The sequence below is a fragment of the Kitasatospora sp. NPDC059599 genome (assembly GCF_042735125.1).
In the GTDB taxonomy this organism is placed as follows: Bacteria; Actinomycetota; Actinomycetes; order Streptomycetales; family Streptomycetaceae; genus Kitasatospora.
Genome location: NZ_JBHWCL010000011.1, coordinates 26,427 through 40,271, shown reverse-complemented (window position 1 = coordinate 40,271; position 13,845 = coordinate 26,427). Strand labels below are relative to the sequence as shown.

Sequence of the window (13,845 nt, the reverse complement as noted above, 5' to 3'; positions counted from 1 at the left end):
AGTTCAGAGAAGCGTCCGCGGTCGCCTCCCGCGCTCGGGTCCTCGCCGAAGCGGAACTTCGTCGGCTGCTGCGCGGAGCCGGTGTCGATCCCCTCCGTGCTGATCCGGCCGGTCGGGTCGATGCCGGAGGCGGCACCGCCACCTCCCATGCCCGGGACCTGCGCCGGGCCCTGCGGCGCCGGGACGCCGGTGCTCATCTGCATGGCCAGGGAACCGGCGGTCTTCGCCGCTCCGGCCGCGACCGCCATGCCGGCCATGCCGGTGCGGTGCGTGTCGTCGTGGCCGCTGCCGTCCGTCGCCCAGTGGACGAACTTGTAGACGGCGTACGGGCACAGCAGCACCATGACCATGATCACGACACCGGCCATGGCGTCGGACAGGGCGGCCATGCCGTCCTTGGCGTCCGTCTTGCCGAGCGCGGAGACGCCGACGAGGAAGACCACCGTCATGAGCAGCTTGGAGACGATCAGGGTGGCGGTGGCCTCGATCCATCCGCGCCGCCACCGCTGGGCGACTCGATGACCACCGGCACGCCGTCCTCGTCCAGCCCCAGCGTGTCGATCCGCCCCTGGTGCCACGGCCCCGTCGAGTACTCCGACGCCAGGAACCGCACCCCCAGCATCGCCTCCAGCGCCCCCTCGACCCGCCGCTGCAACTCCCGCTCCCGCGCCACCGTCGAACCCCGCAGCTCGACATCCCGGCCATCGGCACCCCGCCGGAACACCTTGAGATCGGTCATCCACGCCCCCTTCGCTCGACCGTGTCGGGTTTCCTCTCCGACGTGGCGCGACGAGGTCGACCACCACTGAGCGCGCTTGAGGCGGCGTGGGGCAATGCCTGTGCCCTTGTGGCATCTCATGGAATTCCCGGTGAGGTGAACCGGATCGGGCAGGCTGTCCGTGCAGGTGGGCGAGAGCCGCGTTGCACCGCCGTCACGCGCCGCCGCCACGGCGGGTGACGGCGGTCCGGGCTCGCCGCCTCGCGCGCTCCATCCCATCTCCCCCCGGAGCGCGCGAGGCGTTCCCTGCTCGAAGAACTCCACAGGAGAGAAGCACAGATGAAGCACGTACGGCGGGCGGCCGTGGTCGCCGGGGGCGCGGTCGTCGGCCTCGCACTGGCGGGCACCGGGACCGCCTTCGCATGGAAGCCCAGCGACGCCTCGTTGGAGGTCGGCTGTCGGGCGGACGCCGGCCACGTCGAACTCGTCCTCGGCAACCGCTACAAGGCCGCCGGCGACTACACCCTGAGCCTGGTTGGCGGCTCCGAGGAGTACCACGGTCGGATCGAGGCGAACGCCACCGTCAAGCTGACCGTCAGCTACTCGGGAAAGGGCGACACCTGGCGCTACACCCTGGCGGACACTCACGTGGACAAGAGGGTCGCGGACGCTCCGCTGTGCCCGTCGGCCACCCCGACGCCGACGGGCAGCCCGACCACCACCCCCTCCGTCCCGGCGACCCCGGTCCCGACGCCGACCACGTCGGTCCCGGCCTCGCCGAGCGCCACGCCCTCGGCGACCACGCCGGCCCCGACGACTCCGGGGGTCACCCCGGCGGCCACGCCCAGCGCGACGAGCACCGCCCCGGCCCTGGCCCAGACCGGTGGCGGGGGCAACACCCCGCTCGCCCTGGCCGGTGGCGCCGTGCTGGCCGCCGGTGCGGGCCTGGTCCTCGCCGCCCGCAAGGTCGCGGCCAAGCGTCGCGCCTGACCGAGCACTGACCGCAGTGACCGGGGCGTCGGGGTCCGGGAACACCGGGCTCCGGCGCCCCACGGCCTTTTTGGCTGCCGGGCGTAAGCGGAAGGGTAACGAGATGTTCGTCGACGGATCCTGGCGGATCACGGTGGTCGGCAAGGATGCCGACTTCGACCAGCGGGCGGTGGCGATCACCCCGTACGGCACCCTGGTGCTGGCCGGCCGGGTGGGGGAGTCGCTCGTGGTCGACGCCGACACCTGGGAGCTGAGGCTCGAACACCTCTGGCCGGGCGGCGGCTGGCGCCCGGACGTCCAGGTGGTGCCCGGCCCGGTGGTCGGCACCCGAGGCGCGCGCAGCCGGGAGATCCGTGCCCGGGACTGCCACTGGCCGGGCGTGCCCGGCACCGACCTGCCGCGCAACCTGGTGCTGCGCTTCGACGCACTCGGCGTCGAGGCCCCGGCCGCGCGGCGGGAGGCGGCCGAGGCGTTCGACCCGGCCTCGGCGCCGCTCGTCCGGACCAGCTCGGATCCCGGGTTCGACGTCCGGCGGCCGGCGGAGCGGCGGGAGATGCCGGCCGGTCGGACGGCCCCGGGCGAGGCCTCGGCCCCGGCCGTACGGCGGGCCACCACTGGTTGGTGACAGGGGAGTTGGCGAAGAGGGGCGGCTGTGTGGGCAGCCGCCCCTCGGTCGTGGCCGGCGTCGGGCGGGCCCCGTCAGCTGTCGATCTTGAACGACTCCCCGTAGACCTTCCAGGCCAGCGGGGTCTTGAGGTCGAGGTTGCCGGCCTTCAGGAACACCAGCTGCTCGGTGTCCACCCGGTCGGTCTCCTCGTGGGCGGCCTCGGTCTTCATCGCGGCCCGGCGGGCGTCGAGGAAGGCCGCCAGGTAGGCCTTCTCGTCGCCGCCCTGGGCCGGGGTCCTGGCCTTCTTCATGGCGGCGGCCCGGATGCCGCCGAAGCTGACCGGCTCGTTGCCGGGGCCGTGCATGACGATGGCGTCGTAGTAGATGAACTGGCCGAGGGCGTGCAGCCCGTCGGTCTGGGCCTGCATCACCGAGGGGTTGAAGTAGACCCGGTCCCGCTCGTCCGTCTGCGACTGCTGGAAGACCGGGTCCTGGGCGGCCTTCTTCCAGTCCCCGACGAAGTCCGGGTCGAGCCCGGAGTGCGAGGAGGACCCGTTCAGCTTGCGCAGCGCCGGGAGGTACTTGCTCAGCGCGTTGCCGGGCTTGAGTTTCTCGTAGTGCTCGACGAGGTCGAGCATGTCGCCGGTGCCCGAGCAGAAGCCGATGATGCCGGCCGTGTAGCCGCGGCCGTCCTTGATGTCCTCGACGTAGGCGAACTGGGCCTTCCAGTCGAGGGAGGAGTTCTCCGCGCTGGAGACGATCTGCTGGGCGATGTCCTTCAGGTGCGGGTCGTTGAGACCGTCCCCGGCGGTGCTGGTGGCGCTCGCCCCGGGCTTGGGAGGCTGGGTGGTGCGGTGCGGACGGGCGTTGGCCGCCGTGGCGGTGACGGCGGTGATCAGTACCGCGGCCGTGGCGATGTGCAGGGCCTTGGGCCTGGCTTTCCGGGCGTGTTGGGGCGGCATGCGTCCTCCGGATTCGGTGGGCGGTAGGGGCGGCCGGTGTCCGGAGGCCTCCGGACACCGGTGAACTGCCGCCGGTCCGCTCGGGCGTGGCGTGCCCCGGTCAGGACTCGGCGGGCGGGTCGGGAGTGGGTGGGGCGGCCGGGGCGGCGGGCGGCTCCGGCAGGAGCGCGCCCGGGGTGAGGCGGAAGCGCTCCGGGCGGGCGACCGTACGGCGGTCGGCCGGCGCCACCTTGTCCCGGCGTTCCAGCCAGGCGTGCAGCCGCTTCCGGGCACTGTCGTCGCGTTCGGCGTCCGGGCCCGCCGCCGGGCCGGCGGCCTCCCGCAGCAGCACCCGGGCGGGCCGGGCCGCGCCCTCGCCGGGCACGACGTCGACCACCACGAACCCGGTCCCCGGCGGGAAGGCCACCTGGGGCACCTCCCCGTCGTCGCCGAAGGCGGCGGTGCGTCGGCCGGTGGTCGACCAGACGACGAACTCGACCGGGGTGCCGAGCTGCACGGCGGGCGAGGCCAGGCCGGCGATCGGGCCCGGCTCGACCAGCGCCAGGCCGACCGGGAAGGCCTCCAGGGCCTCCGGCGCGAGCTCGGCCCCGAGCAGCACCGCGCCGTGGTGGCTCGGCAGCCGACGCAGGCCCGAACCCAGGCAGGCGAGGTACGGGCGCAGTGGTCCGGCGGTGCCGCCACGGGCCTCGGCGAGGAGGGCGGCGCGGTCGGCGGGGACGCCGGAGTCCTCGTGGTGCAGCAGCACGGCCACCAGGTCGGCCTTGAAGTCGTCCTGGCCGGTCGACCGCAGGCCCGGCAGCCGGGTGACAGCGGGCTCCACCCGCCCGGCGCAGCGGTGGTAGTGCTCGCCGAGCATCGCCCGGAAGGCGTCCCGGTCCGCTGCGGCGCTGACCGGGGGCAGGGGCGGGACGTCCGCGGTGGTGAAGTAGTGGGCGGCGAGGGCGAGGGAGACCGGCTCGGGTTCGGGTCCGGGCGCGGACGTCGCGTGGGGCGAGGGCTCCGGTGGCGGCGCGGCCTCCGTCGCCCATGGCCCGGGCGCGGCGGATCCGGCCGTCGCCGTGGTCGGTCCGACCTGGGTCGGTCCGACCTGGGCCGGTCCGACCCGCGTCGGAGCTTCGGCGGCGAACTCCCCGGCGAACTCCCCGGCGGGCGCGTCGGGTCGGGTGTCCGGCCGGGGCGCTCCGCCGGTGACGGTGTGGCGGGTGGGCTGATCGATGCCGAGTGCGGCCGTCGTCGGCTCGCCGGGTGCCCCGGCGGCGGACTCCTCGACCGTGGCGGCGGGTTCGGATGCTCCGCCGGAGGCGGTGGGCCGACGGGTCGCGCCCGGCTCCCCGGGCTGCCCCGGCTGTCCGGTCGACCCGACTGCTCCGGTCGCGGCCGTCGGGGTGCCGCCCGCTCCGGGCATACCGGCGCTGGTGGCGAAGCCCGCGGGCACGGTCGGCACGCCGACGGCCGGTTCGGCCGGTTCGGCCGGTTCGGCCGGTTCGGCCGGTTCGGCGGGCGAGCCCGGCGCGGCGGCCGCGGTGGTGAAATCGGGCGTCGCCCCCGCAACGCAGACCGGCGACTCCGCCGGGGCGACCGGCCCGGTGACGAACCCGACCGGCGCGCCGGTCGCGGTGCCGGACGCCGGGTCGGCCGCGCCGACGGTCGGCTGCGGACCGGGGGCGGGAAGGGCGAACCGCTCGGTGACCGGCGCCGGGACGGCCCCCGCCCAGGAGCCGTTCAGCGCGTAGGAGGCGTGCGCCGCCCCGTCGGGCCCGAGCGCTCCGGCCGGATCCCCGGTGGCGGGCCGGGCCGGCGGGTTGAGCCACACCAGGCCGTGCATCCGGGCGAAGAACCGGGCGCTGCTCTCCGACGCGGAGTCGACCAGGCCGTGCAGCAGCAGCCCGAATCCCCGGGCGCCGGGGCCGGGCATCTCGTCGAGCAGGGCCCCGAGTTCCTCCCAGACGTGGTGCGGGATCAGCCGGGCCTGCTCGCCGACGACGATCAGCGGGCGGGCCGGGTCGGGGCGCAGGAAGCGCGGCGCCCAGGCGTACGGCGGCTCCGGGCGGAGCCAGAGACCGGCCGGGACGGCCTCCAGGCACCAGAACGGGAAGGCGCGGAAGAGCCCCGGGCCCACCGTCTCCCAGGAGGGGGTGCCCTTGCGCCAGGCGGAGCTGACGGTCCGGTGGGGACCGGACGAGCTGAGGCGGAGCAGGAACGGCTCCCAGGAGGCGGCGCCCCGGTGGTCGAGCACGGCGGTGGTGTAGCCGCGGCTGCCCGCGACCGGCAGTCCGACCGCGGCGTGGACCGGGCGCCCCAGCCGCTCGGCGAGGCTGCCGGAGAGCAGGGCGAGCGCGCCCGGGTCGGCCCACGGCGCGCTGACCATGAGCTGGCCGGAGCCGACCGGCAGGGACAGCGCGGCCTCGGTGAACTCCTGCGGGTCCAGCGCCGGCCGGTCGGGCGTGCCGACCAGCAGCGGGGTCGTCCCCGGGGGTGTCGCGAGCTGCTGCAGGAAGGGCATCGACCCCTCGGGCCGGGCCGTGACGTGGTTGAGCCAGAAGCCGGTGGCCAGTCGGTGGACCGAGACCGAGACGGGCAGCGCGCCGGGCCCGGCGGGTGCGACGGCCCGTTCGACGGGCGGTACGGGCGGTACGTGCGGTGCGCCGCCGCCGGGGAGGGCGGGGCCCGGGTCGACCGGGGCGGCGGCCGGGACCGTCTCGCGCAGGCGGCGGGCGCGGCCGCCCGGGGGGCAGCTCCACCAGGTGGCGGGCTCGGTCGAGCCGTTCGGGGCGGTCACCTTGAGCGTGCCGTCGGGCTGGATGGCGACCATGCCGTCCGGGGCGACGACCGTGATCCCCGCCTTGTCGGCGACGACCTCGGCGGGGCGGCGCCCGCCGGGGCCGACGGCGGCCAGACCGGAGGCCGCCAGGATCAGGCTGGACGCGCCGCGGGCCCGGGCGATCATCCCGAGCTCCGCCATCTGCTCGCGCAGCACCGGTGCGGCGTCCGTCGCCGCCGCCACCACGACCAGGGCGTCCGGTACCGGCCGCAGGCCGCCCATGGCGGCCGACAGCTCGCCGTCGGTCACCTCGGGCGGCGCGATGACGAAGTGCGGCCCGAGCACGCGCAGGATCGAGCGGCCGGGCCGGCGGGCGGGTGCGGCCTCGGGCGTGGGGCCGCGGCGGCCGAACCAGCGCCGTGGCGCCGGCGCGTCGCCGCCCGGTGCGGAGCCGGACGCGTTCCCGGTCGTGCTCATCGCGGGCCCCGGACGGTTCCGGCGGCGGTCGTGCGAGGCTCCACCTCGGCCATTGGCGTCTGCCTCCCCTGGTCGGTCATCAGGCCCGCGCGGAGGGACCTCGCCCAGCAACACGGGATTGCCGGGCCCCCGGTTCATCCGGGCGCCCGGCAATCCCGGACCGTCCTCAGGCGCCCGCCGCCTCCGTCTCCTCCGGATCGGGAACCCACGCGGTCTGCAGCTGGACGGTGCGCCGGCGGGTGATGTGCAGCGCCCGCCCGGGCGGCAGTTCGCGCGGCTTGACGTTGCCGAACAGCACGCCCTCGCTCGGCGGGCAGGACAGCAGAACCGCCGGGGTGTTGACCTCCTGGAGCCGGCGCAGCAGCGGGTCGCCCATGGAGCGGCCGACACCGTTGGCGCTGCGCGCCACGATCAGGTGCAGGCCGAGTTCGGTGCCCTGGGCGAGGTGGTCGAGCAGCGGGGCGAACGGGTGGCCGGTGATCGGCGCGGTGATCAGGTCGTAGTCGTCGACCACGATGAACAGCTCCGCGCCGGTCCACCAGTCCCGCAGCTTCAGCCGGGCGGGGCTGATGTCCTCGCCGGGCACCCGCCCCTCCATGGCCCGGGCCGCGCCCTGGACGACCTGCTTGAGGACGTCCACCGCGACGGCGTGGCCGAGTCGGTACTCCTCCGGTACGTGGTCGAACAGGCCGCGCCGGAAGTCGATCAGCATGATCCGGGCCTCGGCCGGGGTGTAGGCCGCGGTGACGCCGTTGATCAGCAGGCGCAGCAGGTTGGTCTTGCCGGACTCGCTGTCGCCGATCACGGTGAGGTGCGGCGTCTCCTCGAAGTCGTGCCACAGCGGGGCGATCTGGCGGTCCTCCAGACCGAGCGGCACCTTCAGCCGGCCTTCGGCGGGGGGCAGCGCGGCGGCCTCCAGCATCAGCGGGAGCATCCGGACCTGCGGGGCGCGCGGGCCGCTCCAGTGGTCGTTCACGGCCTCGACCAGGTCGGCGACGGCGTCGGCGAGGTCGCTCGTGTCGCCGACGCCGTCCATCCGGGGCAGAGCGGTGAGGAAGTGCAGCTCCTCCTCGGTGAGTCCGCGGCCCGGGATCTTGGGGACGGTGGCGGCGGCCCGCATGTTGATCATGGAGTCCACGTTGTCGCCCAGTCGCAGCTCGAACTTGGTGCCGAGCTGGTCGCGCAGCGCGCTGGTCACCTCGGCCCAGCGGGTCGCGGTGATGACCAGGTGCACGCCGTAGTTGAGGCCGCGTCCGGCGACCAGGCCGAGGATCTGCACCAGCTCGGCGAACTCCTGGCGCACGGTGTTCCAGCCGTCCACGACCAGGAAGACGTCGCCGTGCGGGTCGTCGGCCGGCTCGGGGTCGCCGGCCGCCCGGCGCCGTCGGAAGGCGGCGGCCGAGTCGATGCCGAGCCGGGCGAAGCTCTTCTCCCGGCGGGCGATGATGCCGTTGATCTCGGCGATGGTGCGGCCGACCCGCTCCGGGTCGTGCCGGCCGGTCACCCCGCCGACGTGCGGCAGGTCGCGCAGTGCGGACAGGCCGCCACCGCCGAAGTCCAGGCAGTAGAACTGCACCTCGCGCGGGGAGTGGGTGAGCGCCAGGCCGGTGATCAGCGCGCGCAGCAGGTTGCTCTTACCGCTCTGCGGGCCGCCGGCGATACCGACGTGTCCGCCCGCTCCGGACAGGTCGGCGGTGAGCAGGTCGCGCAGCTGCTGGAACGGCCGGTCGACGACGCCGACCGGCACCGAGAGCCCGCCGCGCAGCGGCCACCCGTCCGTGGTCAGTCCGTGCTCGGGGCTGGGGGAGAGCGGCGGCAGCAGCTCGTCCAGTGTCGGCGGCACGTCCAGCGGTGGCAGCCAGACCCGGTAGGCGGGCGGGCCCGCGTCGGTCATCCGGTCGGCGGCCAGCTCCAGCAGGGTGCGGGCGGCCTCCTCCGTCTCGGGCTCCTCGGCGACGCCGGGCTCCGGCACCACCGGCTGCTGCCGGGGAGCCACGTACTCGGTGCCGAACGGCACGACCTGCCCGGCTACCGCCGCCTGCCGGGCCGGGCTGGGCTTCTGCTGGCGGTACGGCCCGGAGACGTAGGCGGCCTTGAACCGGCTCAGGGTGGCGATGTCGCTGCGCAGGATGCCGTTGCCGGGCTGCGAGGGCAGGTGGAAGGCGTCCGGCACCCCGAGGACGCCGCGACTCTCCATGGCGGAGAAGGTGCGCAGACCGATCCGGTAGGACAGATGGGACTCCAGGGCGTGCATCCGGCCCTCGTCGAGGCGCTGCGAGGCCAGCAGCAGATGGACGCCGAGCGAGCGGCCGAGGCGGCCGATCATGATGAACAGCTCCATGAAGTCGCGGTGCGCGGCGAGCAGTTCGGAGAACTCGTCGACCACCACGAACAGCGTGGGCAGAGGGTCCAGCTTGACGCCGGAGGCCCGGGCGGCCTCGTAGTCCACCAGTGAGGTGTAGTTGCCGGCCGAGCGCAGCAGCTCCTGGCGGCGCATCATCTCGCCGTGCAGCGCGTCGCGCATCCGGTCCACCAGGGCGGCCTCGTCGGCCAGGTTGGTGATCACAGCGGAGGTGTGCGGGAGGCGGTCCAGGCCGAGGAAGGTCGCGCCGCCCTTGAAGTCGACCAGCACGAAGTTGAGCGTCTCCGAGGTGTGCGTCAGGGCGAGCGCCAGCACCAGGGTGCGCAACAGCTCGGACTTGCCGGAGCCGGTCGCGCCGATCAGCAGGCCGTGCGGGCCCATGCCGCCCTGCGCGGACTCCTTGATGTCCAGGTCCACCGGGGTGCCGTCCGAGCCGAGGCCCAGTGGCACCCGCAGGCGTTGCTCCTTGGGCCGGTCGGCCCAGGCCCGGCGGACGTCGTGCCGATGCAGGTCCTTGATCCCCAGCAGGGAGGTGAGGTCGAAGTCGGTGGCCAGCGGCTCGGCGCCGTCGGTGGTGTCGCCGAGCCGGTGCGGTGCCAGGACGACGGCGTAGCGCCGGGCGGCCGCGGCGGTGAGCGCGTCGGGGCGGCCGAGCGCGGTGACGCTGTCCTGGCGGTCGCGGTTCGATCCGACCAGCTCCAGCGCGCCGTCCGCGGTGATCCGCAGCCGCAGCCGGTGCTTGGCGTGCTTCCACTCCAGCGCGTCGTCCACGTCCAGCACGGTGGCGTTGCGGTAGCCGGCGAGCGCGGCCCGGCCGGAGGACGGCAGGCGCACCCCGTCGACCACGATCAGGGTGTACGGCTCCTCGCGTCCGGGCTGCGCGTCCGGCTCCCAGGGGCCGCGGGCGGTGAACTCGGCGCCGAGCAGCTGCTCCAGCTCCACCATCGAGCCCGCCACCAGCCGGACCGGGCCGGCCCCGTCGGTCTCGTTCGGGTGCAGGGCGTGCGGCAGCCACTTCAGCCAGTCCCAGTCGGCGCGGCGCTCGGGTGCCGCCACCACGCCGATCCGCAGCTCGTCGGGGGCGTGGAAGAAGGCCAGCTGCGCCACCATCGCGCGGGCCAGGGCGCGGGCAGCCTCCGTGGCGTCCGGCCCACCACCGTCGGGGGCGCCGGCACCCTCGCCCGCGTCGACCCGCAGCGCCACGTGCGCGTAGCCGCGGACGTGCACCGCGATCGGCTGCTCCGGCAGCGTGCCGTACGCGTGGATGAACCGGCGCAGCGCGTGCGCGCTCAGCGGCTCCAGGTCCTCGACCGGCTTGGTGGCCAGCGGAGCCAGCCGTACGGCCAGCCGCTGCGCGCCGACCGCGATCCGCACGTCGCCGAAGTCGGGGTGGGCCGCGCGGCGCTCCCACAGCCGGGAGGTGCGCACCATCGAGGCCAGCGCGGCGGGTTCCGGGTGCCGCCAGGCCAGGGCGCGCTGCTGCTTGACGGTGTGGCGCCGGACCTGACGGCGGATCTGCGACAGGTAGCGCAGGTAGTCCCGGCGCTCGCCGCGCAGCTGGCGCTTGCGGTCGCTCTCGCCCCGGATCATCTGGGTGACCAGCATGCCGACGGCGGACAGGCCCATCATGCCGATCGCGACGTAGGTCAGCGGACCGCCCGCTGAGTTCGGGTTGAGGAAGATGAACACCATCGAGAGCGAACTCAGCGCCATCGGCGCCATGGTGAGCATGGTGGACAGCCCGCTCTGCGGCTCGGGCAGGCCCGGCGGCTCCTGCAGCTGGATGTCGCCGTCCGGCATCTCCGGCCCGGAGCGCCTCGGCGGACGCTCTACCACGACCTGACTCAACGGGCCTCTCCTCACACGCGCGTGGACGTCTCCGCCCTGGGCACGGAGCGCGGTCCCCGGAGGTTCACCGAACTGCTGCCGATTCCGGTGAACCGCGACCCCCGGTGATTCCGTGCAGCCGGGCGAAGACCCGCAGACCGGAGGAGGGAACGCATGAGTGGTGGAGCCGTGGCCGGCCTGTGCAGACTGAGGTTCCGTGCGCCCGACTCGGCGTTCGAACTGGCCGTGCCGTCCGACGTGGTCCTGGCGGACCTCCTGCCCGCCGTGCTCGCTCACGCGGGCACCGAGGTCGAGGAGGCCGGTGCCGAGCACTCCGGCTGGGTCCTGCAGCGCGTGGGCGAGGAGCCGCTCGACGAGGACCTGACGCTGGACGCGCTCGGACTGCGCGACGGCCAGGAGATCTTCCTGCGCCCGCGCACCGCCGAACTGCCCCCGGTCCACTTCGACGACGTGGTCGACGGGGTGCGCAGCGGCATGCTGGAGCGCGGCGACTCCTGGCGCCCGGCGCTCACCCACCACCTCGCGGTCGCTGCCGCGCTGGTCGCCCTGGCCGGCGGTCTGGCGTTGCTGCTCCTGCCCGGGCCCGCCGACCTGCGCTGCGCGGCCGCCGCGGTGATCGCCGTCCTGCTCCTGGTCGGGGCCGGCGGCGCCGCCCGCACGGTAGGCGACGCCGTGGCGGGCACCGCGCTGGGCGCCGCCGCGATCGGCTACGCCGTCACCGCCGCCACCCTGATGCCCGGCCCGAGCGGCACGGACCGGCTGCTGTCCGGCGGATCCGCCGCGGCCGGGGCCACCGTGCTCGCACTCGCGGTGGTCGGTGCCTCGGCGCCGTTCTTCCTCTCCGTCCTGTTCGTCGGCCTGGTCGCCCTGGCCGCGGGCGTGCTGGCCGTGCAGGACCTGCCGCCCGGGCACTCGGCGGCGGTCCTCGCCTGTGCCGCGGTGCTCTCCGGGGCGTTCGCCCCGGGTCTCGCCTTCAAGCTGGCCGGCCTCAGGGTGCCCGCCCTGCCGCGGAACGCGGAGGAACTCCAGGAGGACATCGAGCCGTTCCCGGCCGCCGTCGTCCTCGCCCGCGGCGATGTCGCGGACGGCTACCTGACCGGTTTCCTCATCGGCATCGGCCTGGTCAGCGCCGCCTGCCTGACCCTGCTGGCCGACGCCGACGGCTGGGGCCCGGCCGCGACGGCCGCCGACCTCGCCGCGCTCCTCCTGCTGCACGCCCGCGAGATCGGCAGCCTCCGGCAACGCCTCGCCGTCCTGCTGCCGGGCCTGTACGGGCTGGTGCTGCTGGCCGGCCGGTACGGCCTGGCGGGCGCCTGGCAGGACCGGCTCACCCTGGTCGCCGTGCTGCTCGGGGTCGCCGCCGTCCTGCTGGTCGTCGCCTGGACGGTGCCCGGCCGGCGACTGCTGCCCTACTGGGGGCGCGCCGCAGACCTGCTGCACTCCCTGGCGGCCTTCGCCCTGCTGCCGCTCGCCCTGCAGACCCTCGGCTTCTACCACCTGATGCGGGGCATGGCCGGCTAGGGCCGGCCCGCAGACCCCACCCCCGCCCGTCCGCCCCACCGATCCCGGGAGAGCTCCCATGCAGTCCAGACGCGACCAGGTGCAGGCCCACCTGTTCGTGATGAGCCGGGTCTCCTCGGGGATGCTGCGCGCCGAGCCGGACGCGCCCGACACGCCCGTCGCCCGGACCACCCGGGGTGCCATGGTCGGGCTCGCCATCGGTCTGCTGATCGGTGTCGGGGCCGGGGTCTACGGGCTCATCGAACCGGGGGGCGCGACCGGCTGGAAGAAGCCCGGCACCCTGGTGGTGGTCGAGGAGAGCGGTGCCCGGTACCTCTACGCCGGCGGGCAGCTGCGCCCGGTGCTCAACCAGGCCAGCGCCCGGCTGCTCGCCGGGGACCAGTTCCGCTCGACGACGGTCAGCGCGGGCTCGCTGGACGGTGTACCGCGCGGGGCGGTGGTCGGCCTGGTCGGCGCCCCCGACGGTCTGCCGGCCGACCAGGACCTCGGCCAGGCCGACTGGTCGGCCTGCGCGGTCCAGGCCGGTCAGAGCGGCCAGGTGGCGCCCGGTGCGCGGGCCACGCCCCAGCTGTCGCTGGCGATCGGCATGCGCCGAGGCGCCCGGCCGCTGTCCGACGAGCAGGCCGTGCTGGTGGCCGGGCCGGACGGTGCGCCCCAACTCGTCTGGCGGGGGGAGAGGTTGCGGGTGGACTCCGGTGACGGCGGGCTGCGTGCCCTCGGGTACGGCAGCGCCACGCCGTACCCGGTGAAGGCCGGCTTTCTGGACACCCTTCCGGTCGGCCCGGACGTCCGGGCCCCCGAGCTGCACGGGCGGGGGACGGCAGGCCCCGCACTGGCCGGCAAGGGCACCCGGATCGGCCAGCTGTTCACCGGCCCCGGCGGCGAGCGCTACCTGCTCGCCGAGGACGGGCTCGTCCCGCTCGGCGAGACGCTGTTCCGGCTCGTCCAGGGCGATCCGCGGATCCAGCAGGAGGCCTACGGCGGCGCGCCCGTCACCCCGGGCCTTGTCGGCCCGGCGGACCTCGCGGCGCACCTCGCGCCCGCGGTCGCCGCTGCCGCCTGGGCCGGCGCCGAACTTCCAGCCACTCCACCGCAGTTGGCGAAGGTAACGCAGGGGCAGGTGCCCTGCGTCGAACTGCGGCCCGGCGGACCGGGGGCGGTCGCGGTCGGCCTGCTGGACGCCGCCGCCGTGGCCGGGCAGTCCCCGGCCGCCCAGCCCGGGGTCACCCCGGCGTGCAACGGTGCCGACCGGATCGCGGTCCGGCCGGGCGGCGGCTCCCTGACGCGGGCCGTCACCGCCTCGGGGGCCGGCTCGACCCTCTACCTCGTCACCGACGCGGGGGTGAAGTACCCGCTGCCCTCGCCCGCGGTCGCCAAGCAACTCGGCTACACCAAGACCGCTCCGGCGGCCGTCCCCACCCGGCTGCTCGGCCTGTTGCCCACCGGGCCGAGCCTCGATCCGGCCGCCCTCGGCGGTGGCGGCGTGGTCGAGCCGCCCGGCTCCACAAACCCCTGCGGGGGCTGAACCCGGGGCACCGCGGCTCCGTTCAATGTGCCGGGCCGCGGACCCCCACCCACCCGGAGGCGTCGGCGACCGGC

At 75.4% G+C, this 13,845-nt stretch carries 8 protein-coding genes and 1 pseudogene; 4 read left to right on the top strand and 5 right to left on the bottom strand.

Annotated elements, in window-relative coordinates; translation table 11 throughout:
• Nucleotides 1-11 precede the first annotated feature (11 nt).
• Together ACFV04_RS06185 and ACFV04_RS06180 are read right to left on the bottom strand one after the other, a co-directional pair.
• Nucleotides 12-554: pseudogene (locus tag ACFV04_RS06185) on the bottom strand (ATP-binding protein); the annotation flags it as partial.
• A complete protein-coding gene (locus ACFV04_RS06180; protein WP_380527137.1) occupies nucleotides 467-739 on the bottom strand; it encodes a hypothetical protein in 273 nt (90 codons plus the stop codon). The gene ACFV04_RS06180 and the pseudogene ACFV04_RS06185, both read right to left, overlap by 88 nt.
• 318 nt (nucleotides 740-1,057) lie before the next feature.
• On the opposite strand from ACFV04_RS06180, the gene ACFV04_RS06175 reads away from it, so the two are divergent.
• Nucleotides 1,058-1,708 carry an LPXTG cell wall anchor domain-containing protein gene (locus ACFV04_RS06175; RefSeq protein ID WP_380527136.1) on the top strand — a complete coding sequence of 217 codons (651 nt, stop codon included), beginning with the start codon at nucleotides 1,058-1,060 and terminating at the stop codon, nucleotides 1,706-1,708.
• A 103-nt stretch (nucleotides 1,709-1,811) separates the two neighbouring features.
• A complete protein-coding gene (locus tag ACFV04_RS06170; RefSeq protein WP_380527135.1) occupies nucleotides 1,812-2,333 on the top strand; it encodes a hypothetical protein in 522 nt (173 codons plus the stop codon).
• Between the two features lie 74 nt (nucleotides 2,334-2,407).
• On the opposite strand, the gene ACFV04_RS06165 is transcribed toward ACFV04_RS06170, so the two are convergent.
• From ACFV04_RS06165 to eccCa, 3 genes are all read right to left on the bottom strand, one after another.
• Nucleotides 2,408-3,277, bottom strand: a complete 870-nt coding sequence (locus ACFV04_RS06165; protein WP_380527133.1) for a chitosanase — start codon at nucleotides 3,275-3,277, stop codon at nucleotides 2,408-2,410.
• A gap of 100 nt (nucleotides 3,278-3,377) precedes the next feature.
• A complete protein-coding gene (locus ACFV04_RS06160) occupies nucleotides 3,378-6,515 on the bottom strand; it encodes a hypothetical protein (RefSeq protein ID WP_380527131.1) in 3,138 nt (1,045 codons plus the stop codon).
• 166 nt (nucleotides 6,516-6,681) lie between these two features.
• Complete coding sequence (gene eccCa / locus ACFV04_RS06155) at nucleotides 6,682-10,677, bottom strand: type VII secretion protein EccCa (RefSeq protein WP_380527214.1); 3,996 nt, start codon at nucleotides 10,675-10,677, stop codon at nucleotides 6,682-6,684.
• A gap of 201 nt (nucleotides 10,678-10,878) precedes the next feature.
• On the opposite strand from eccCa, the gene eccD reads away from it, so the two are divergent.
• A complete protein-coding gene (eccD, locus tag ACFV04_RS06150) occupies nucleotides 10,879-12,246 on the top strand; it encodes a type VII secretion integral membrane protein EccD (protein WP_380335982.1) in 1,368 nt (455 codons plus the stop codon).
• A 58-nt stretch (nucleotides 12,247-12,304) separates the two neighbouring features.
• The gene (gene eccB, locus ACFV04_RS06145) at nucleotides 12,305-13,771 is read left to right on the top strand and encodes a type VII secretion protein EccB (RefSeq protein WP_380527129.1); all 1,467 of its coding nucleotides are present in this window, start codon (nucleotides 12,305-12,307) and stop codon (nucleotides 13,769-13,771) included.
• Nucleotides 13,772-13,845: the final 74 nt, after the last annotated feature.

Bases quoted from the DNA above. Each gene is read 5' to 3' on its own strand.
- ACFV04_RS06170 (WP_380527135.1), top strand. From the start codon at position 1,812: ATGTTCGTCGACGGATCCTGGCGGATCACGGTGGTCGGCAAGGATGCC.
- ACFV04_RS06180 (WP_380527137.1), bottom strand. From the start codon at position 739: ATGACCGATCTCAAGGTGTTCCGGCGGGGTGCCGATGGCCGGGATGTC.
- eccCa (WP_380527214.1), bottom strand. From the start codon at position 10,677: ATGCCGGACGGCGACATCCAGCTGCAGGAGCCGCCGGGCCTGCCCGAG.
- ACFV04_RS06175 (WP_380527136.1), top strand. From the start codon at position 1,058: ATGAAGCACGTACGGCGGGCGGCCGTGGTCGCCGGGGGCGCGGTCGTC.
- eccB (WP_380527129.1), top strand. From the start codon at position 12,305: ATGCAGTCCAGACGCGACCAGGTGCAGGCCCACCTGTTCGTGATGAGC.
- eccD (WP_380335982.1), top strand. From the start codon at position 10,879: ATGAGTGGTGGAGCCGTGGCCGGCCTGTGCAGACTGAGGTTCCGTGCG.
- ACFV04_RS06160 (WP_380527131.1), bottom strand. From the start codon at position 6,515: ATGAGCACGACCGGGAACGCGTCCGGCTCCGCACCGGGCGGCGACGCG.
- ACFV04_RS06165 (WP_380527133.1), bottom strand. From the start codon at position 3,277: ATGCCGCCCCAACACGCCCGGAAAGCCAGGCCCAAGGCCCTGCACATC.